The organism is Paraburkholderia humisilvae (assembly GCF_902859855.1).
GTDB classification, from domain to species: domain Bacteria; phylum Pseudomonadota; class Gammaproteobacteria; order Burkholderiales; family Burkholderiaceae; genus Paraburkholderia; species Paraburkholderia humisilvae.
The window spans coordinates 50,044-69,373 of the sequence record NZ_CADIKH010000033.1 but is presented as its reverse complement, the minus strand read 5'-3'; the positions used below and the strand labels follow the sequence as shown (position 1 = coordinate 69,373).

General features: G+C 56.7%; 20 protein-coding genes. All 20 read right to left on the bottom strand.

All coding sequences use genetic code 11. The features are described 5' to 3' along the window. Positions 1-2 precede the first annotated feature (2 nt). Positions 3-1,328 carry a TraB/TrbI/VirB10 family type IV secretion system protein gene (locus HV796_RS27780; RefSeq protein ID WP_175229743.1) on the bottom strand — a complete coding sequence of 442 codons (1,326 nt, stop codon included), beginning with the start codon at positions 1,326-1,328 and terminating at the stop codon, positions 3-5. Further along, entirely contained in the window at positions 1,325-2,092 is a 768-nt protein-coding gene (locus tag HV796_RS27775) for a TrbG/VirB9 family P-type conjugative transfer protein (protein WP_175229740.1), read from the bottom strand. The genes HV796_RS27780 and HV796_RS27775 overlap by 4 nt, the downstream gene beginning before the upstream one ends. Beyond that, positions 2,092-2,790 (bottom strand): VirB8 family type IV secretion system protein, encoded by a 699-nt coding sequence (locus HV796_RS27770; RefSeq protein WP_175229736.1) that lies wholly within the window; start codon positions 2,788-2,790, stop codon positions 2,092-2,094. Before HV796_RS27770 ends, HV796_RS27775 begins: the two co-directional genes overlap by 1 nt. 202 nt (positions 2,791-2,992) lie before the next feature. Then, positions 2,993-4,939 carry an AAA family ATPase gene (locus tag HV796_RS27765; RefSeq protein WP_246356074.1) on the bottom strand — a complete coding sequence of 649 codons (1,947 nt, stop codon included), beginning with the start codon at positions 4,937-4,939 and terminating at the stop codon, positions 2,993-2,995. After that, positions 4,936-5,082, bottom strand: coding sequence for a hypothetical protein (locus HV796_RS27760; protein ID WP_175229733.1), 147 nt, complete (start codon positions 5,080-5,082; stop codon positions 4,936-4,938). The genes HV796_RS27765 and HV796_RS27760 overlap by 4 nt, the downstream gene beginning before the upstream one ends. A 69-nt stretch (positions 5,083-5,151) precedes the next feature. Then, the gene (locus HV796_RS27755) at positions 5,152-5,442 is read right to left on the bottom strand and encodes a hypothetical protein (protein WP_175229731.1); all 291 of its coding nucleotides are present in this window, start codon (positions 5,440-5,442) and stop codon (positions 5,152-5,154) included. Positions 5,443-5,480: 38 nt separating this feature from the next. Beyond that, positions 5,481-6,776, bottom strand: coding sequence for a type IV secretion system protein (locus HV796_RS27750; RefSeq protein ID WP_246356073.1), 1,296 nt, complete (start codon positions 6,774-6,776; stop codon positions 5,481-5,483). Between the two features lie 58 nt (positions 6,777-6,834). Further along, positions 6,835-7,620, bottom strand: coding sequence for a TrbJ/VirB5 family protein (locus HV796_RS27745; protein ID WP_175229729.1), 786 nt, complete (start codon positions 7,618-7,620; stop codon positions 6,835-6,837). A gap of 28 nt (positions 7,621-7,648) precedes the next feature. Next, positions 7,649-8,410, bottom strand: coding sequence for a conjugal transfer protein (locus tag HV796_RS27740; RefSeq protein WP_175229727.1), 762 nt, complete (start codon positions 8,408-8,410; stop codon positions 7,649-7,651). After that, positions 8,403-10,937 carry a VirB4 family type IV secretion system protein gene (locus HV796_RS27735; protein ID WP_175229724.1) on the bottom strand — a complete coding sequence of 845 codons (2,535 nt, stop codon included), beginning with the start codon at positions 10,935-10,937 and terminating at the stop codon, positions 8,403-8,405. Before HV796_RS27735 ends, HV796_RS27740 begins: the two co-directional genes overlap by 8 nt. After that, entirely contained in the window at positions 10,931-11,251 is a 321-nt protein-coding gene (locus HV796_RS27730) for a VirB3 family type IV secretion system protein (protein ID WP_144191961.1), read from the bottom strand. Before HV796_RS27730 ends, HV796_RS27735 begins: the two co-directional genes overlap by 7 nt. 9 nt (positions 11,252-11,260) lie before the next feature. Then, a complete protein-coding gene (locus HV796_RS27725) occupies positions 11,261-11,623 on the bottom strand; it encodes a TrbC/VirB2 family type IV secretion system protein (RefSeq protein ID WP_246356072.1) in 363 nt (120 codons plus the stop codon). After that, positions 11,562-12,614, bottom strand: coding sequence for a TadA family conjugal transfer-associated ATPase (locus HV796_RS27720; protein ID WP_175229722.1), 1,053 nt, complete (start codon positions 12,612-12,614; stop codon positions 11,562-11,564). Before HV796_RS27720 ends, HV796_RS27725 begins: the two co-directional genes overlap by 62 nt. A 127-nt stretch (positions 12,615-12,741) precedes the next feature. Beyond that, positions 12,742-13,380, bottom strand: a complete 639-nt coding sequence (locus HV796_RS27715) for an IncC plasmid conjugative DNA transfer DtrJ family protein (RefSeq protein WP_175229720.1) — start codon at positions 13,378-13,380, stop codon at positions 12,742-12,744. After that, complete coding sequence (locus tag HV796_RS27710) at positions 13,380-14,000, bottom strand: hypothetical protein (protein ID WP_175229718.1); 621 nt, start codon at positions 13,998-14,000, stop codon at positions 13,380-13,382. Before HV796_RS27710 ends, HV796_RS27715 begins: the two co-directional genes overlap by 1 nt. Positions 14,001-14,035: 35 nt before the next feature. Beyond that, positions 14,036-15,925, bottom strand: coding sequence for a conjugative transfer system coupling protein TraD (gene traD / locus HV796_RS27705; RefSeq protein WP_175229715.1), 1,890 nt, complete (start codon positions 15,923-15,925; stop codon positions 14,036-14,038). Next, a complete protein-coding gene (mobH, locus tag HV796_RS27700; RefSeq protein WP_175229712.1) occupies positions 15,922-18,066 on the bottom strand; it encodes a MobH family relaxase in 2,145 nt (714 codons plus the stop codon). Before mobH ends, traD begins: the two co-directional genes overlap by 4 nt. Before the next feature lie 73 nt (positions 18,067-18,139). Beyond that, on the bottom strand, positions 18,140-18,289 hold the full coding sequence (locus HV796_RS45895; protein WP_377694958.1) for an SWIM zinc finger family protein: 150 nt from the start codon (positions 18,287-18,289) through the stop codon (positions 18,140-18,142). Further along, complete coding sequence (locus HV796_RS27695; RefSeq protein WP_175229698.1) at positions 18,290-18,844, bottom strand: FlhC family transcriptional regulator; 555 nt, start codon at positions 18,842-18,844, stop codon at positions 18,290-18,292. Positions 18,845-18,846: 2 nt separating this feature from the next. Next, the gene (locus HV796_RS27690; protein ID WP_246356071.1) at positions 18,847-19,059 is read right to left on the bottom strand and encodes a hypothetical protein; all 213 of its coding nucleotides are present in this window, start codon (positions 19,057-19,059) and stop codon (positions 18,847-18,849) included. Between the last annotated feature and the right edge of the window lie 271 nt (positions 19,060-19,330).

Sequence of the window (19,330 nt, the reverse complement as noted above, 5' to 3'; positions counted from 1 at the left end):
TCTCACCTATGATATGGCGGCAACACGAGGTCCTTCCCGATAACGATGCTCACGGGCGAACCCGGAGGAACGATAATCGTCGGCGGGATGTTGTTGTAGCGGTTCAAAACCGTTTGAGACGTCTGGACCATGATCTGGCCAGCAGAGTTAAGTGGCGAACTACCCCCTGCGTAGACATTGTTATTGCCGCTGTTACTCGGCGTCGTCGCGTATGCGATCGCGGCAGGAATGATGGCCGTCGCGAAAATCTCCAGGATGTGGTTGTTGACGTCACCTGTCAGGCCCGTTGCGCCACTCGAATCAGCACCTTGCGAACCGGGCGCATCAACGCAGACGCCATCGGGTCGGCATATCCGACCCACAGCCGCCTCGATTCGTGACTGGCCAAGACGGATATCCCCGTTATTCGCACCACTGATGGTTGACCCCGCCGGGATCATGATCTGCGTGCCGGTAACGGAGTCATACACATCGCTGACAACACTCATCTCGATAGGGCCGGAGAGGTCACTATTCACCATTCGCGTTGTAACCGCTTGAACGAGAGTGTTGCTGCGCACGTAGTACTTCGATGGCGGCGAATATCCGGTCTCGGACGAGTGGTCCGCGAGCTTGGAGTTGTAGTCCGTCAACCACTGCGCATTCGCCGCGGCGCCGGCACCCGGCCCGTTACCGCCTTGCGTGCCAGGCATATTCTTGAGAATGCTGTTCATGTCGGATGCGCTTGACAGCTCGCTGCGTTGCAGGTCTGTCATCTGAGGTGGCGCATAACCTGGTGGCATATTCCCCTGCGACGATGCAGGCTGCGCGGAATTCGATTTCACTAGGACTGGCGAGTTTCTGATCATGGCTTCTCGGTCAGAGTCAGCCACACCCCTACCGCCGTTCGCTCCCTTCCCCGTCATCGTCGGCGGCAGAGGCGGCAACGCGCCGCCGGCAGGAAGCCCGACCGTAGACGACGCCCCAGGGGTTACGGCGGGCGCCACTCCCAAGCGACCACTATTTGCCGATTGAGCGGCGGCCAATTCTTGCTGCTTCTTCAGAGCGTCCGCCTTCTGCTTTCCTTCCTGAATCTTCTCTAATTGGACATTCTGTTCCGCCGCTTGCTTGTCCTTGTCAATGGATGACGGATCCGCCGGTGGGCCGAGCTCAGAAACGTGCGGGGGCGTTGGGTTGAACTCGTGGCGGTGCACATTCTTTCCGCCGAATTTTATATATGCAGCTACGACGACGACCGCCGCAAGAATAGACACGATCTTCCAGTGCATATTCTTCTTGGGCATGCCTCCTTCGCTAGCTTCCGGATCGATGATCGACTTGTTGGTCATCGAGCGACCTTGTTGTTCGTGATCTCGACTTCCTCCTTGCCGATCTTCAGCAGGAACTTGTGCATGACTTTCGTGACTTTCAGATACTTCCCATCCACGACAGGATCGAGGGCCGCATAGCGATTATCTGGCGTGATCCAGAACACGGCTGGCCAATCCTGAATGTTCGCCGGCATCTGGATCCAGGTGAAGGTCCCATTGTCGATCACTTGCACGGGTTTGAACGGCGCGTCGCCACTGATCCGATAGTCGAAGTTCAACTGATCGACATCGACACCGTGAGTCAACGGGTCGCTTGCCGTCGGCCCAACGCCAGAAGCGGGGGTGGTCGCGGCCGTCGCGAGTGGCTGCAACATCGACGTCCCGGGGTACCCCCAGGTAACACGTTGGTACCACTTGCCGACGTCCGATTCGGTCGACCGGAGCATCAGCTGATACGTCCGGTGGTCGGTCACTACCGTCCCGGAAGTCACGACATCGTCGTACTTCGGGCGAATGAAAATGTGACCTGGAACACCGGTTTCGCAATCCCACGAGAACGAATCGCCGAGAGCCACGCCCTTCACGACCTCTCCAGCTTCCAGCTGAATATCGGTAACGGCCTTCGGACGGGTGAGAATCTGATAGGTGTTGTTCGGATCGAAGTCGAAACGAACGAGGCGGGTGTCACCCGGCAGCGGAGTCGCAATCAACTCCGCATGTGCGAACAGAGGACCCGCGAGGAACAAAATCGCGGCGAGTATTCTCACAAAGAACGACATCATTAAAAGTCCTCGACGCGGGCGAAGTGGGTGATGTAGAGGCCAACGGGGTTGCTGGCAATCTCCTCCTCATTCGTCGGAGGAGAAATCGCGTAATGGACCGTGACCCGGTATTGCTTCGTATCAGGATCGCCGGTACCGCCACCGGCCACGGTGGTCAAAAAGATGAAGCCAACGCCGTTTTCACCCGGGTCAACGCTCTTCACGTGAACAACACGCGTGTACTGCGCATTGAGCGCCAATTTGCCGAAGGGGTTGTCCTCTTTCATCATCTGGGCAAATTCTCCGACGGCCGCGCCTCGACACAGCGCCTGAGCTGCCTTCAAATCTTTCTGCGACGTGTACTGGTCAATGGTCAGCGCCTTTTCCGCCCAGTGCCGTAGAAAATATGACCGCATGTTGCGATCGGGCGTGAAATGCTCGGCCGCAACAGACCCGCCATTCACAACACCGCCATCGGCTTGCTCGTGCACGATCCAAGGGACGATAGTCTTGAGTGGGAGGAGACGATAGAAGTCCGCCGCCATCGCGACCAGGCCTAGGCCCATAACCACGGCGATGACGAACCACCGCGCCGCGTTCGCCTGACTTGTACCGATGATTTCGAAGAATTCACGCTTGGCCTTGTCGTATGCTGTGACCGGGCCGGCGTTCCCCGCCATCAGTACGTCGACTGGCTTTTCCTTTCGATTAAACCGCATGCTTCCACTCCAAAATTTCTTAGCAGGAAGTAGAACATGAGGGTCTAGTGGTCAACCACGCGAAAACATTGCCTAAGAAGGGGTTCTTTCCAGGGCAGATTGCTTGAACAGCAGATCACATTCCCTGGGAGTCAAACGACAATCGAAAAAAAACAGGCCCTTGTCAAAACAGGGCCTGCCTCGAGTCCCACGAAGACGCTGATCAAATGCGAGAAATTGTCTCTCGCGCCTCCGCGATGTCGTCAACCGTCAGGCTCCCCTCCTCACCGCCCAGCACCCTGACGGCGCATTGGTTGACGGCTTCCTGGAGGATGGCGTCCACGTTTGCAATCGACTCTCCTTTGAGAGTGTTCGCCACGCGAACCACGAAGCTGTTCATCGGCTCGATACCGCGCATGCCCAGCCAGTCCGAGACGTATTTCTCAATACCCGCTTCATCGGGCAGATCAAAACGCACCTTCTCCGTAAAGCGGCCGCCTCGCATCGCCGCTTCGTCAATCTCGTCAACGAAGTTTGTGGCAGCAATGAAAACGATGTCCGGAGTTCTTCCGCCCGCCCCGTCCATCGAGACCAGAATCTTGTTGGTCAGCGCCGCGACGTTGGACATCTGCCGGTTCCGGAGAATATCGTCAGCTTCATCCAGGAACACGATTACCGGACGAATGTCTTTGGCCTCGCGGATCAGCTTGTCCCACGAAGAAGGATCCGCCATCAGCGCGCTGCCCGTTGTATGCAGGAATGCCCAGCCCGTCGTCTTTGCCAACGCACGAGCCGCTTCGGTCTTGCCCGTGCCCGGAGGGCCGTAGAAGACGATGCCCGTGGGCGCCTTGCCGCCCATTTCCTCGATCTGACCGACTTTCGACATGCGAGTAGCAATGGCTTTCAAACGCTTGCTCGACGCAGCCGGAAGGATAATATCGTCCAGCTCTTTAGTGTTTTCCGGGATCTTCCCAGCACGGCCTTGCAAAGCTCGCATCGCCGCCATCAAGTCGTCGAAGTCGAAGCTGTTCCGGTTGGTTTTGCGCTTCATCTCCCGCATTTGCTCACCGACCGACTGGATACGCTTGCTGGAATACCCGACCCAACGCTTGGCTGCCCGTTCGACAGCGGCTTCCGGAATCTCGACGTACGGCACATGTCGCTTCAGCGCTGCGTTCAGAAGCGCGAGACGTGCCGGCTCATCCGGTGTCGGCACCTCAACTTTGAAATCGAACCGCCCCTCACGCATGCCCGCCGCATCGAGCTTTTCCAGATAGTTCGTCGCCGCAACCACGACAACGCGATGAGCACGAATGTCCACCAGTTCGGTCAGCAGCGCGTTCGTGATCTTCGCTTCCTCCCCCCCGCCCTCGGCCATCAGCGCGCGGTCGACAAGCAAGCTATCTGCTTCGTCGATGAACAGCATGCAGGGTGCGTGTGCCTTGGCATCCGCGAATGCTTGAACAATGCTTTCCGTCGTCTGATTCTTCCAACGGCTGGCTACATCACTATTGCGCAACTTGATCAGTGGGAGCTTGAATTCTCCGGCCAGACACTCAGCAAATACCGTCTTACCGTTCCCCGGGTCGCCGTGCAGGAGGATGCCGTTACGCGGCTGCTCGCCCTCAACACGTTTCGCCAGTATGTCTGACGCCGCATCGCGAAGACGATCTTTCAGATCAGCCATGCCAACGAGCGAATCAAGACCCTTCCGCGGGGTCGTAACTGGAAGATGCGGTAGCGGCGTCGAACCCGCTTCTTGAGAATTGTTCACCGCCATTGCCCGCTCGCGACCATCAGCCACTTCAGGAAACTTCCGGGCAAGCCACGGGTAGATTGCAAGAATCGGCATGAAGCCCGCAAAGCCCCAGAATTCGCCGCCATCAGCGCCCCCCGAACGCAGCGCAAGCCAACTGAACGCGAAGACAGTTATTGCCACGTAGGCAACCGCGCGGAATCGGATCGCTGCAAGTCCGAGGATCGCGATGACGATCGACGCGACGCGGCCGTACAGAATGACGTCATGCGTGGATTGATTCGACGTGAGCAGCTGCCAGGTTTCCCAGGCCCACGCGATCGACGACAGCACTGCAAATGCAAGAAGCGCAACCACGGCGATGCCGAGAATCGTATCGAGTGGGTTCGAGCGACGATAGTAGCCGTTCATCATTCACCTCCGTGCGAGGCCGAACGAGCCGAATCGAGATGAACTGGAGCGCCCTTCGAAAAATTGCCCACGTTCAAGCTGGTGTTGTAGTACCAGCCATAGCAGGCGAGCGCTGCGAAAAGAATGGTTCGGTAGAGGGTGGTCATGTTTCCGGATCTCCTTACCCGTTAATGTACGGGAAGGAGATCCGGAAACAAGCTCCCTCGGTCCACTGTCTATGCGAGAAGGTGGTAAATAAAGGGCACTGCTTCCAACGCGGTCCAGAGAATCAGCCCACCTACTCCTACCACGAACAGAAGCGGCTGCTCAATTAGCGTCCGCGCGAGCGTCACGCCGATCGCACTCGGTACAGACTCCTGAACCATGGCATGCAACTCGATTTCTCTCGCGTCCCATTCTTCTTCGGTATCCGGTCCCGCGCGAAGCATATGAAGCGTATCCACAAATGCCTCTCGAAACGACCTCTTCGCATGGCGGTCGCCGCCTTCGGCCTCGGTGCTGCTCATGAGACTCCTTTCAAATATCCGTCAACAAAAACTACGACTTAACTCCTGGACGAACCGCCGCGCGCTTGGGCCATGGTTGCCCGGACGCCGCCGCTTGAGGCCATCGTGTTTCTCGACCCGCCGCCGCCGCCACGAGCCCCACCACCGCCGCCACGAATACGGTTGAGTGCTGCCGCGCCTGCCGACTTTGCGCCTTGGCCCACCGCACGAGCACCCTTACCGGCGAGGGCGGCGGACTTCCCTAGAACCTTACCTGCTGCACGATTTGGCCCGAAATTCTTCACGTTCGACCATGCGCTAAAGCCCATGCCGACCCGGGACCCGCCCGCGAGTAGCCCCATAGCAATACCATTGATCTCCGACATCATGTAACTGATCACCAGGGCGAGCACAACCAGTACTACATACAGAATGACGTTCGTCGCTGTCGCTCCCGCAGCTACAGTTGTCATGGTAGTCATCAAGGTATTGGTTTGCTTGACCATGATCGCGCCTACGATCTGCATCAAACCCGCGCCAATCATGAACTTCAACCACCCCTCGAACAAAAACGACGTGTAAGGCATGAGGAGCCACGGCACCATCACCGGTGCAATCGCAAGACCGATGTACATCTTCATCTGCGAGAGGATGTAGTTCCCCGCCCACAGCGCCGCGGCGCCCGCGACAATCACCGTCGTCATCAGCTTCAGAATCACGATCGCCAGTCCCGCGAGGATAGAGCCAAGATCGAAGTCGCCAATGGTGTGGAACAACGATGAAAACCAGTTGCTGCCGCTTGACCCTGACGACGTTGAACTCCCGGCAGTTGTCCACAGGCTAGAGATCGCGGTGAAGAAACTCTTGAATCCGCCGGACAGATTTGTACCGGCGCCAAACTGATTCGAGATCGTGGAAAACGTCTGCGTAAGCGCTGTCTGTGAACTCGAATTCAGGCATGCCATCACGATACCAAGCATAAGGATCTGGATAATGACCTGTGCGAAAACCTCCCCCAGCGACTCACCCTTTAGCATCCCGGTAATAGCTGTCCAGACGAACATGACGCTGAAAAGCGCCCACTCCAGCTCAGTGCCGTCAGCAGATAGCGTACTGCTCATGCTGCTGAAATTCGACTGAAGCGTACTTTCAAGCTGATTCAGATCGTTCGTCACCTCCGACACCAAAGCTGAGGACGCCGCGGAAATTGAAATTCCGGACGAGCCCGTACTCTGAGCGAAAGCCGAGAGCGAGAAAAGCGTGCACACAATAAACGCCAACGCAGACAGCAGGTTGACCATCCCTGTTCGGCGCGACGATCTTCCCGGTGACATTTGCATAGTCATGCTCATCATACCGCTTCCTTAGATGCATTCTTAACGCGCGCTTTCTACCCTTCCGTCCGTAAATCTCTCAGTTCGTCGGCGCGCTGCCCGAAGTCGTGTAGGCAGGTGAACCGTTCGTGAGCCCGTTGACAAGCGTCGTCATATTCCCGTTGTCTGTGCTGATGGTCTGGTCGATTGATTGCAGCGCGTCGTTGTTCCGCTGCTTCGCGACGGCCTTGTTCATATCCTCCATCGCTTTAGACCCACCATTCATGGATTGCAGCTGCTGCATCAATTGCCCGTTCTGCATAACAACTCGGTTCATTTGTTCGTTCATCAACTGCATCGACTCGTGAATACCTGAGGTCGTCGGAATTTGCGACTGCCACTGTTGCGCCATCGCGTAGTCCTGCTGGATCGAGCTGAGCGTGTTCGCCTCGTTTTGCGCCCGAATCTGCGCTGCGCCGACGCCGTTCTGAATATCCTGCTTCTGCTTCGCCATGTACTGATCCCACGTCATGCTGCTCAGCTGGGCGGCCGAGAACTGCGTAGAGATCTGATTCGACATTCCGGACAGGTTGCCGTAGAGCGAATTCAGGGAGTTAATGTAGCCGTTGATATTGTTCAGATTGAAGTTGCCCACGCTCTTCAGCGTGTTCAACGCCTCCGGGCCGATCGATGCGAGCTGCTTGACTTCGTTCTCGTACTGCAGAATCTGCGTGGTGTACTGCTGCGTTTCCTTCAGAACTGATTGGACCGTCTGGGCGGCCGTCACCAGGTTCTGCGCATAGTTCGACGGATCGAAGACGATGTACTGCGCAAACGACGTTGTCGATGCAAGCATCAACATTGCGGCACAAACGAACTTTTTCATGGCTCTTTCCTTTCGTGTCGTGTTGAAACTATTGCAGACCGTTGATCAACGACTGACTGTTCTGGTTGTCCTGTTGAATGGCACCGTTAAATACCGACCGGGCGGACGCGTCCTGGTTCTTCTTTCCCAGTTCTTCGGCCTCATCGTTCGCCTTGAGTACGCCATTCTTGTCGACCAACATCTTGATGATCTGCGAGTTCTGCATTACCACCCGGTTCATCTGAGCGTCCAGCAACTGGATATCCTCGTTCGTGCCCATGGTGGCCGGGATCCGCGCCTGCCATTGCGCTGCAAGCGCATAGTCGTTCTGTACCGATTGCAGCGTCGCAGCTTCGTTTTGAGCGCGGATCTGCGCAGACTGGACACGTGCGTGGATTGCCGCTTGCTGAGAGGCCAGATACTCCGACCACGTCTGCCCGGACAGTTGCGACTCCGTAAAGCGATTGTTCAGGGCCGTCGAGACGTTGTTCAAATCACCGACCACGTTCTGAAGGCTGGAGACGTAATTGGTCACAGCTGTCAGGTTGGTAAGGGACACCCCCCCTAACGCCGCAAGCTGCTGCGGGTTAATCGCCGCCAGTTGCTTGACTTGCATCTCATACTGCTGAAGTTGATACGCATACCTTTGCCCATCCAGAATCACCTTTTGAGCTGTCTGCGCCGCTTTGATGACAGTTTGAGCGAAGTTGGTCGGATCGAACACCATGCCGCCTGTGAACACGGGCATACCGCCGGCGTAACACGAGCACGAATAGGCTATGGCCAAGAGAACAGCAACGACTTTATTCATTCTTCGCGACCTCCCCCAGGCGCACCATTTCCTCGATGTACTGCTCCTCCCAGTCAGCCACCAGCTTGTCGCGAAACTCCTTGTATTTTTGGATCGCGAGCTGATCCGACCGCAGGCAAGCCAGCATTTGGGGCGGGAACCGCACGTTCGCCATGCGGGACATGCCTTCCGGATTCACGAAGTAGTACTGCACTTTCCGTGTGGCAGTGCGAATCCGCTCGATTTGCTCATCATTAAGCTGGAACTTGCTGCTGTACAGGTCATAGTGCGCCATCACACTCGGGTTTGGCAGGAAGATACGGTTCTGAATGTTATCGATGATTGTGGTGAAGATGTCACTGTCAGCGATTTCCTTCAGTGATTGCGTGGTCATACCCACGATCGCGTTTTTCTTGGCGAGTGTGCGCAGCCAGTTGTCGAACCGCTCCCGCAGCTTCTTGTTCTTGAGCAAATACCAAACTTCCTCGAGGTAAATCAAGGTCGGTTTGATACCTTGCTCCGGATCGAGAACCAGCATCTCGTCGATACAGAAGAACGCGTAGTCGATAAAGACCGGCGCCAGAATCTCATCCTCAAGCAGCCCGCCCATCTCGACGTCCGTAAACGACGAGAGCTTGAAATCATCCTCGGAGCTATCGAAATGCGGGTATGTGCCGCCGTCCTCGAGCCAAGGCTGCAATTCCTTGTGAAGGGCTGGCGAAATCGCTTTCATGAAATCGGCCAAATTCGACAGGCGCCAGTTCTCCTCCGGCTGAGCCGCCAGCATGTTCAGAGCCTTGTTCATGTCGAGCTCGTCTTCGGTCTTCCACTCGTATTGCCGAACGGTCACGATCAGTTGCAGCCACCGCATCAGCCAACCCCGTTTCGTCGGATCGTTCACGACGCGCAACGGATTCATGCGAGGCGCCTTACCTGTGTTCGGATTCATGTCGATATGTTTCGCGCCCTGCAGACCCGACGCCACATAGCACGAATAGTCCTTGTCGAAAATCAGGACATTGCACGGGTAATACTTGAAAAACTGCGAAATCAGGAAGTTGAGCAGTGTCGTCTTACCCGAACGGGACGGGCCAACCACGAAAAAGTGAGGCAAGTCTCCCTGGTGGAAGTTGTAGTTGAACGGGACATTGTGCTCGGTCGGCAAGAGCGCCAATGCTGGAATCGGTCGCTGCAATTGTCCAGAAAGGTGCGAGTTCCGACGATCGCCAGTCCGGATCGCTCGAAGTTGCGCAAGGTCCGCGAGGTTTCCCACGTTGATGAAACCCCATCGGACGATGTTGGCCCATTGACCTGGCAGGGTTGCAGTAAAAGCTGAAAGAGCGTACATCCGCTCCCGGACGACCTTCGCACCCACAGAGGTGCGCATCGTGCTGCCGACGTCCTTTAGCGTCTGCTCCATCTCCTCTTCGGTGTCTCCGTAGCAGAGAATGGTCATGTTGTAATGGCCGTAAGCACGGTCGAGCGCCGTCAAATCCTCGAGCGCAGAGGACGCATCTTCGGCCAGCGCCAGTTTGCCGGCGTCGATCTTGTCCGATTCCGTCTTCGTCAACTGCTCCACCAAATGCGTCGTCCAACGCTTGGTGCTGGCCATGAAGTGGTCCTGCGTGCCCTGTATATACTTCTTCGCCCGTTCGTTTCCCCAGAACTCAAAGCACTGACTAACGGTAATCTCACCGTCGATCTGAAGCAGGGGATCGGTCACCCCTGGAGCAATCACGTTCGGCCAGTTTTTGACGCTCATGGCACCGACGTAACGCGTCACGTCACCCTCGAACTCAAGGTGCTTCTTTTTCCGCCGAAGCGTCGAATCCGGCAGGTAGGTATTGAGATAGACCGGAATATCCGGAATCCCCACGCGATGGTGATCGTTCGGCGGACTCACGCGCTGATGCATGAACGTCATCAGTTCGTTGCTCTGTAATCTCCGGAAGCCGAGCGAATTCACTGTCGTTTCGAACTCCTCGAGAATCTGGCGAAAATGAGTTTCGTGCGCGTCGAACTGCTCGAACGCGAGCGCCGCGTTTTTCTTGGCGGAAGTGGCCGAGAACAGAACCGAACTTAAGGCTTTGAACATGCCAACCTTATGTCGATCCATGTGATTGGTCAGCTTGTCGAAGAAGCCACCCGAACCGCCGAGATTGCGATAGACCACCGCAAAATAATGCCTGTTCTCGTACTGCCTTTGTCCGAACAGATGCTGTTTCCACGAAAGATCGAGGAACTTGCCGATCGTCGACGGGAAGTCAGCGTCCGGATAGTACTCAGTCCGCCGGCGATCCATGATCGACCACACCAGGATATGTTCGTCGAAGCCCTTGAGCGCCCTCTCGAAATTTTCGACGAAGCCATCCGTTTCAATCGGGAGACGGCCCTCGGCATCAATACCCGCCACCTCGTACACGACCATTATCGATCCGTCGAGGTTGAACACCATATCTGCAGCGTTCATTCCCATCCACGGCACAAGTTCCGAGAAACTTTTTACCGATTTCAGATACGAGCCGAGGACTGCCTTAATACTCAACATAGGATGTCACGCCCAAAGCCGTGAGGCCGTTTCACTTTCGATTTCCGATCGATCCGCACCCAAGGGTCATAGACGTCGGACTGTCGGCTGTACTGCGTGTAGATCAGGAAGATGCTCTCGTCACGTTTCGTCAGCCACACCAAGAAAAGGTGCACTGCTACACAGAACGGGAAATACAACCAGATCCGCCACACTCCCAACATCGCGATGGCGATCGCCAGGTGGACTTTGGCGAGGCGCTCTTCCACCCCGGCGATCGTCTTGATACGCATCAGCGAAGAGTGGATTACTGTGGTCCGCGGTTCGTAATCCATCTCGTCACCCTAGCAACCGCTGCCAGTGCTGCCACCATCCGTCTGGATCGCGCCGAGCCACGTGGCCGCCTGCAGTGCGATCGAGATGCCAACGATCACCGCGAGACCACGCCCCACCCAACCGCTGACTTCGCCCGCGGCCCACATGATGCCGAGGACCACCACGATGATCCCCGAAATCGCGTAACCGACCTGACCAGTCATGAGGTTGAAGAAGTCGCACAGGATGCCGGTAATCGGCAGCGTCAGCGTCGCGAAGGCCTGCGAAGACGAGACCAGCGCGAATGCCAGCAACGACCCTAGTACGACCCTACGCTGCTCGGGTGAGGCCGCCCTGATCGCCGCCCAGCATCGGAACATCAAACTTTTCATATCTGCTACTCCTATAGATGAGAGTGGTTTTGTACTCTTTCGACTGCCGATCAAAGCCGTCGACCTTTACTACTTCTGCCACGATTCGGTCGTCGTCGACCAACGTCATGAACACCATTACCTGGAAAGCAGTCGCAATACGAACCTGAATGCCTTCCCGGCTATCCGGCGCATCGCTGGACTGCGCCACCATGTCTTCGAAGCGAGGAAGCCCCTCTGCACCGTTATTTGCATGCAACGTCACCAGCGGGCCAGGGTGCCCCGTATTAGCCGCCTGAAGAAGGTCGTTCGCTTCTCCGCCGCGCGCCTCACCGAGCACAATTCGATCCGGGTTTTGCCGCAGCACACTTTCCACCAGACGTTTGGCCGTCACTCTGACCTGCGGGTTGATCTGCAAGCGCACGTTGTTAGGCGACTTGACGACGAGTTCCGGGACCTGTTCAATCGTGATAATCCGATCATCAGGGGGGAAACATCCCAAGAGAGTGTTCGCAAATGTCGTCTTGCCAGAACCCGTACTACCAACCACCGCAACACCTAGACGACGACGGACCGCAGCGGTCAGAAAGTCCGCGACATCTTGTGGCAAAGCGCCTTGCTTGACCCAGTCGGCCATATCCTTGACGACCATATTGTTTCGCCGAAAGGAGATGGTAGGGCCGTCAACAGCAACCGGCGGAAGCGTGGCCTCGACGCGGAATCCGGGGAGCTTCGTACTAACAATCGCGTCGGCCGATTCGTTGCTGACCTGAATGCCTGAGTTCGAAGCAAGAAGCGTAATCGCGGCTTCGACCTGCGCAGCCGAGATCTTCGCCCCGCAACGGAATTTCTTCCCACCCTGCTGAATCCAGACATCATCGGGTCGATTGATCATGATGTCCGTAACGGTCGGGTCCTCGAGCCATTCGCGAAGCGTTCCGAGGCAATTCATGACCATCTCAAGCAGACTGGATCGCCCGCCACTCCGACCTTCTTTCCGCAACTCGCTCATCTTTGGCCTCGCGTGGGCGCCGCGATCGGCACGCCCCTTTTTAGTCAAATGCATAATCTACAGACGCTTCCTGTTAGGAACTACCCGGAAACGCAACCTATAGCGGGGGGGTTTCCGCGCCGATTGATCAGGAACCGAAGATCCGTTGCGAGTTCGAAAGCATCACCGCCACCGGAAGAGCCATCGCGAGCGCCCAGATCGGCACAAAGAGTGGCGTGACCGGGATCGGAGCGACCAAGTACATGATCGGAAAGAAGATGATCCACAGAAGCACGTGCGCGGAAAGCGAGAAAGCGCTCGGATTCTGATAGGCAAACTCGGCAAGCTTCTTCGCACGGGTCATATAGCCGTCCACCACACACGCGATCAGGAAAGGGCCGACAAAGCCTAGCCAATGCCAGACGATAAATAGGCGGATCATCATCCCGTAGAGGTTGATCACCATCGAACCGAAGTAGGAGTTGGTAACCGCCCCGAAGTGCTTGAGTGCACCGCTCAACGCATGCGCCTTTCTGTAGTCACCTTGCGAAAAGTGAGTTTTATTAAGATCCGCGATGAAACCAGATTCCACAAAGGCTGTGCTGTAGACGCTTTTCGCGCGATCGACGATGTTTGCCGTCATGTCATCACCGAAGACCTGCCTGGTCATGTCTACCTCGCGCGAAATGCGATCCAAGCCGTCCTGCACTGAGACGATCGCCGGTACAGCGAGAATCAGAACGAGCGTCACAAGAATCCAAAACTTCAGATGCAAGCCCCATTTCATCACTGCCTCCCCAGCGCTCTGATATCAAGTGCTCCGCTCGGCAGCTCGCTCACCCTACCGATGTCTTTGGCTGTCATGATTCGGCTACACAGCAGAAAACGATTTCCGACGCGCACGTCCGGCTCCGCCGGCGGTACGCGAACGAAGCGCACTTTCTGGAGACCGAGCCGCCGTGCCCACGATCCGATGGGCTCCTCGAAGGGAGGCCATATCCGTCGGTTCCCAGACTCGTCAAAGCCAACCGCGCTGTACTCCATCGCAACGTCGGCAGAAAGCGCTAACGACTCGAGGAAGGCCACCATCGAATCGGTGCTCCGCCGCGACGTTTCATACACCTCCACGAACCGTTCGATCGCGTGTTGAATCGCTTCATCCACCAACGAACCTACGGCGCCCGGATAGCGATCAGACAAGATCTCGCAGAACTTCAGGGCCGACTGCTGCAGCCGTGGCCACTGCAAAAAGATCGGCCTAGCAGCCGCCTTTCGTTCCGCGGAGCGAAGCACGCTTGAGAGAATGGCATCACCCTGCCTGCTGATACAGGCCACCGGCACTTCTACCGCGCCCTTCGTCTTCTTGCGAAATTCCCTGCCCGCCAGATTGATAACCTGCGATTCCATAACTTTCTTTCAACCGGTTTAGTGTGTCCTACTCGTCACAGAACGAGCTTCGGAATGCGTCCCTTGACAACCGTGCCACGGTTCCAAACGGCCATGTAATGCAGGTCAGGCAATTTGCTCATTAGCGTGATGGGGAACAGATCGACCAATTCTTCCGATACCGTCTCGCTAATGGAGCCGCCGAACTCGATCCCGTGATCCTCTGTCTTTGAATTGCGTCCGTGGCTGCGGGAGATCTTCTTGATGTAAGTTTCGCCAATCTTCTCGGCAATGATCTTTTGCGTATCTTCGTCCTGCGTCGCGCCGGCGATCAGATTGTTGAAATTGCCGATCATCCGCTTGGCCTTGATCTCGGAGCCAAGTTTGTCCGCAAGGTCAGCGAATGTCTGGCCGCAAGCAATAATGTCCAAGCCTGCTCCACGCCCCTTGTTCAATTCCTGAATCACCGGTTCGCACATCACATCGCCCCATTCGTCGATTAGCACGACGATACGGGACTTCTCCTTGATGTTCGGATCGTAGTTGTATCTCTCGCCGGCAACGGCCTGCATATCGGACAGAAGAGCCGCTGCGATCGAGGACCCAACTTCCGGGTCGCTCAGCGAATCGAGGCCTGCGTAGAAAATGTATCCCCCCTCTACGATCTTCTTCGTGTCGAAAATTGGCCGTGGATCGTCGATGTCGTCGTAGTCCGGGCTGAGCAGTCCTTCGAGCTCTCCGGCGGTGAGCTTGGTAAGCAGAGGCAGCAACAACACCATCATCTTCGCGAACCATTCACGGTTCGAGCGCACGGTGCTTATTAGACCTTTGATTTGCCGAGGCTGATTGTTAAGCGGGATCTCTGACTCGAAAAACTCTACATAGGCGCGCAACTCTGCCGATGCTCCTTCCATGTCGCTGTTTTTCCTGGCGTCGGGCTTATTGAATTTCGCGACAGCCTGCGCGACCTGCCCTTCCCATCCAGGAACGTTCTGCCTGAAGAAGATGCGGAGCGCCTTCTCCAGCAGCTTTTGCGCGCCATTCAGGTTCTGAATCGCATCCAGCAAGGATGACCAGGACGGCCGAGTGCCCGTATAGATTAAGGCCTGCGCTACGTGATTGACCTGCATCCACACGAACGAGCGGAAAGACTCGTCCCCGTCGCTTGGGATGAGTGAAGAGATTCGCGACGCCACCTGCGTCTCCCGATCCCAGTTCTTAAGCGTGTCGATGCGCACGGACTCCGACGGAAAAGCAGGGTGGAACGTAATGACCTTTTCCGCCCGTCCCGAAAGTTTTCCGGCGTTTTTCGCAATCTCCTTCAGATCGTGATCGCCCTTCGGATCGATGATGACGATCGTGTACCCAAGCAAAGCAAGCTGGTAGACGAGCAAACTATAGAGAGTCGTCTTGATCGCGCCCGTCGTGGCAAGTACAGCCGTATGGCCCTGCAACGCCGAACGCGGCATCAGCATATCCACTTCTTTCTCGAGCCCGTGAATCCACTGGAGCCCTTTGGCGTTCTTCGGGTCGAGCTGCGATCCCTTCAGGCCACGCGCTTTGAGGAACCACTTTGGCGGGTACACGGCCGCGAGGTCCCGCTTCATGATCTCGGTTGCCTGTTGCGTATGGCTCGGCTCCCACCGATAGCCCCAGCCAAGCCACAGGTTGTCGCCGAACTTCGGAAGATTGACGCGAACGACATCGGCCTTCAGGAACGTAAAAGGCTTGCCCGCGAGATTCGCCTTGAAGTTCCAGATGCTCTGCGTTTGTTTCGCTCGCCACAGCATCATGGCGGCAGAACCAGCACCCATCCACACAAAGGCGGTCGTATGTACGTCGGACGCCAGCGCAATGCCAGTCATTGAGGCCAACGACACGCCCCAAGCAAGCGCCGATCGCGCTTCATACGTCGGCCGGAATAGGTTCTGATAGTTGATGATCATTGTTCGATCTCGAGATACTGAACGGCGTGTGAGGCCAGGACGAGGCACGGCGTGTCTTTCTCAGAGCCTGGTAATCTCCGCTGATGCTGCTTCTTGCCCGGGTTCGAAGGATCGACGTAGAGCATGTTCAGGTGATCCAGTTCCTCAATGACGGCGGGGAGAGGAGCGCCGAGCGTTCCCGCGTATTTGAAGCTCACGCATAGGCCGTCGCGGTCAAGAAGGAACTTATCGCTAAGCTCACCTGAGCGGAAATCCGCAATCAATCGACCGAGTGTCTCGCCTAGGAACGGTTTCAACTTGCGACGAAACGGCTCGGGCAAAAGCTGAACGTATGAAAAGTCGGCTTGCTCAGCTGGTGCCGTCGGTTTGCCTTGAGCAGTTGCATCTTGTCTCTGAGCAGGAATCCGATCGACAGCGCCCTTCGCCGGCGTCGAAGCTTCCTTTGGCACGGCCGCCGCCCCGTCCTCCCCGTTCGCCCTCGGCTTTCTTCCACCAGACCCCTCGTGGACCCTGCTAGGTTCGGAGCCTCGCCGCGCGCTTGTTGTCTGTTCTCCGGGAGGCGTGTCATTCTCTGACTTTGCACCCGGGGGATTTGCGCCGTCTGCTACTCGCTCTGCGATCGCCTCTTCAGCAGATCGGTCCCCCAGTTCTGTCGGCTCTAACGTTCGCATTTCCGAGCGAGCCTGAGCTTGCTTGTTCATCAGCGAAGTCAGCTGGTCCGGCCGTTTCCCCGCTGGCGTCGGAGGTTTTGCAGCCTCGCGTGGAGACACGCCGGAATCCGCCTGCGGGGGAGTCAGCGCGGATGGCGGTGCTGCGGGCGATGCCGCCGCAGGCGATGGCGCCGCAGGCACTGGCGCTGCGCTCGCGTCGTGCGGCACTGCGGCCGACGGGGCAGATCCGCCAGCCAATAAACTGGGTAGTGGCGACACTTCGATATCACCCAGCAGACTGAGCGGGTTGACCAACTTGGTCGCGACGTATTCCTTGCCGTTGGGAAGAAGGACTTTCCAGTAGGGATCTCGATCCACCCTCGCCGAAAACACCTTCGCATTCAGCAGCGCCTCCGCAAGAGTGTTTGCTTCCGTCGGCACCCCCTGAATTCCCTTCTGGGCAATCTCCTGTGAAAGCTCCTCGGCCGCCTTCTTCCAGATCACGAAGAGCCCGTCCGCCCCAAACCACACGCGCCCGCCTTCCTGATTGATCTTCCACTTGCCACTACGGATCAATGTCCGCATCGCCTCGAGCAAATGCGGCTCAAGGTGGTTGCCAACAACCATCGTGCCGTAGTAATCCGGCCGGATCGCCTTGTCACGATCAAGGACGCGCTTCCGGATCCGCGCGACGAGCTCGGCAACGGAGTTCTCGTTGTCTCGCGCCGCCCCCGTCGCGACGGAAAAGACGATGGGCGCGATAGCCGGCGACCCGGCTTCGAGATATTGCAGACAGCGATCGGGGACGATCCGGCTGATCATCGCGGACACCTCTCCCTTTGCGGAGGCGGTCTGAAAGCGAGGCTCGGGCTGCCAGGAGATGTGATATCGGTCGAACCCGGCTTCGCTACACCACCGATGCAAAGGCAGCAGATACTTCGGCCACTGCACCCCATCCGGCCCACTGACAATCAGGGAAGCCAGTGGACGATGCAACTCCGAGCAGATACCCGCCAGGAACGCTGCGTATCGCCACCGCGGCTCAAGCTTATGTCGGCGTTCGACTCCTTCAGTTGGGGTGAATATCACTCCCTCCGACGCCTGCAAGCAGTAAAAGCCCATTTCCAACGACAGACGGAAAAGACCACCGGCGCCGGTGTGCGTTTCTTGACGAGAAGCGGGAAGTAGATGTACGTACTCGGCCAGATTCTTGATTATGGACAGGTACATGTCCGCGAAGTCAGCATCCGTACCACCTGCCACGGTGCGAATTCGCGCGATGATCGACGACTGACTTTCCACGATGCTCTCGACCGACAAAGCCTCGATGCCGGGGTCGATGGGAGGATAGACGGGAGTACGCGATGCTACCGTGTCCACGCGAACTTTAGACGCGGCTTGTCGCTGGAGCACAACAGGCGCGACGGTCGGAGTTTCCTGGGACGATTCATCAGGCCGACCCGCCAGCCGCTGTAGGATTTTTTTGAGCATAAGAAAAGTCTATGCCCCGCCCCCTACGCAAGAAAGCGCAAAACGTTCGCCAATTGAGCCCGCTTTCCCTGCGTTACGCTTCCTGACAGAAATCTGCGGCGGGTACTCTACACTCCGCACCCGGAATTCTGGGTCCTCTTCCCACTGCGAAAGATAGATGCGTACAAGGGCCGGAATTTAATGCAGAATAGCAGCAGCTGCATGAGCAGCCGGAAAGAACCACCTACCCCGCTTGATGGAAGGTCGCAAGAACGCGATTTCTATGGCGCTTGCGAGATCCGCCAAAGTTCCCGTTGTTGCATACGGGGCACATCACGGGTTCGTTTCTCTCGTGCACATGATGGGACGAACAACAGGCACATTTCGTGAAACGAAGATCGCCAGTCTCGAAGCCGCGGACCAGAATCAATGCCCGCTCAAACGAGAATTCGGAACTCTTTTCCGGCTCGGAGCTTTCAAGAAAGAATGCGTAGGCCTCGATCAGAGAATCGATGTGATGCGCGCCGAGAGCGCAGAGGCGGATGTAGGCCTGAAGGATAAGGCTACCTTTGAAGCGCCAGCCCGGCTTCTGAAGGAACGCATAGTCCTGCGCCGGCGACATGCCAGGCTTGGGCGTGCGACCGGTGAGCTGGGTGAATATCTCGCGGAAAGTCTGGATATGCACTCCGCCGCGAGGGGACAGCAACGCCTGCATCGTTTTCGGGCGGGCGCCAAACTCGCACAGACGCTTGAGCCTCTGCTCGTGTTCGATATAGAAGCGTAGCTGCAGGTTTTTCATGATCAGCCACGCAGTGCAATGACGTTCTGGACGGTAGACTGCGGTGCCGCCTGAACGGTCACAACCTTAAGGAGGTCCGTGAACTGGTTGTCCACAAAAATCGCCTGGTTTGCATCCTTGATCTTCTCGACAAGAAGTTCGAGCGGGGTTGAAAGAAGGACATCGACCGCTTCAACGCTCAACTTGTATACAAGCATAGCGCGAGTCTTATTCATGCGAACCGCGTTCCAGCGATTCTCGACAGCCTTTACATTCTCAAGCGCGGCAAGCTCAAGGATAGGACACATTTCTGATGCACCTCGATCGTGGTCACTGCCAAGACTTCCTTACTGAAACAACCTTTTTTTGAACAACTTCTTATCAGGAAGTGTTCCAGACGGGAATCTACCGAAGTCCACGATCGAATGCAAGCACGAAGCCCTGAATGTTCCTCAATGTTGGGCAACGCACTCGACACAGCGCAAGTTTTTCCTTACCGTTCGTTAA

Excerpts from the sequence above, each read along its gene's own strand:
- mobH (WP_175229712.1), bottom strand. The coding sequence starts at position 18,066 with ATGCTCAAAAAAATCCTACAGCGGCTGGCGGGTCGGCCTGATGAATCG.
- HV796_RS27760 (WP_175229733.1), bottom strand. The coding sequence starts at position 5,082 with ATGACCACCCTCTACCGAACCATTCTTTTCGCAGCGCTCGCCTGCTAT.
- HV796_RS27770 (WP_175229736.1), bottom strand. The coding sequence starts at position 2,790 with ATGCGGTTTAATCGAAAGGAAAAGCCAGTCGACGTACTGATGGCGGGG.
- HV796_RS27750 (WP_246356073.1), bottom strand. The coding sequence starts at position 6,776 with ATGATGAGCATGACTATGCAAATGTCACCGGGAAGATCGTCGCGCCGA.
- traD (WP_175229715.1), bottom strand. The coding sequence starts at position 15,925 with ATGATCATCAACTATCAGAACCTATTCCGGCCGACGTATGAAGCGCGA.
- HV796_RS27720 (WP_175229722.1), bottom strand. The coding sequence starts at position 12,614 with ATGAGCGAGTTGCGGAAAGAAGGTCGGAGTGGCGGGCGATCCAGTCTG.
- HV796_RS27780 (WP_175229743.1), bottom strand. The coding sequence starts at position 1,328 with ATGACCAACAAGTCGATCATCGATCCGGAAGCTAGCGAAGGAGGCATG.
- HV796_RS27690 (WP_246356071.1), bottom strand. The coding sequence starts at position 19,059 with ATGAATAAGACTCGCGCTATGCTTGTATACAAGTTGAGCGTTGAAGCG.
- HV796_RS27715 (WP_175229720.1), bottom strand. The coding sequence starts at position 13,380 with ATGAAATGGGGCTTGCATCTGAAGTTTTGGATTCTTGTGACGCTCGTT.
- HV796_RS27735 (WP_175229724.1), bottom strand. The coding sequence starts at position 10,937 with ATGTTGAGTATTAAGGCAGTCCTCGGCTCGTATCTGAAATCGGTAAAA.
- HV796_RS27745 (WP_175229729.1), bottom strand. The coding sequence starts at position 7,620 with ATGAAAAAGTTCGTTTGTGCCGCAATGTTGATGCTTGCATCGACAACG.
- HV796_RS27765 (WP_246356074.1), bottom strand. The coding sequence starts at position 4,939 with ATGATGAACGGCTACTATCGTCGCTCGAACCCACTCGATACGATTCTC.
- HV796_RS27695 (WP_175229698.1), bottom strand. The coding sequence starts at position 18,844 with ATGAAAAACCTGCAGCTACGCTTCTATATCGAACACGAGCAGAGGCTC.
- HV796_RS27710 (WP_175229718.1), bottom strand. The coding sequence starts at position 14,000 with ATGGAATCGCAGGTTATCAATCTGGCGGGCAGGGAATTTCGCAAGAAG.
- HV796_RS27740 (WP_175229727.1), bottom strand. The coding sequence starts at position 8,410 with ATGAATAAAGTCGTTGCTGTTCTCTTGGCCATAGCCTATTCGTGCTCG.
- HV796_RS27755 (WP_175229731.1), bottom strand. The coding sequence starts at position 5,442 with ATGAGCAGCACCGAGGCCGAAGGCGGCGACCGCCATGCGAAGAGGTCG.
- HV796_RS27730 (WP_144191961.1), bottom strand. The coding sequence starts at position 11,251 with ATGGATTACGAACCGCGGACCACAGTAATCCACTCTTCGCTGATGCGT.
- HV796_RS27775 (WP_175229740.1), bottom strand. The coding sequence starts at position 2,092 with ATGATGTCGTTCTTTGTGAGAATACTCGCCGCGATTTTGTTCCTCGCG.
- HV796_RS27725 (WP_246356072.1), bottom strand. The coding sequence starts at position 11,623 with ATGAAAAGTTTGATGTTCCGATGCTGGGCGGCGATCAGGGCGGCCTCA.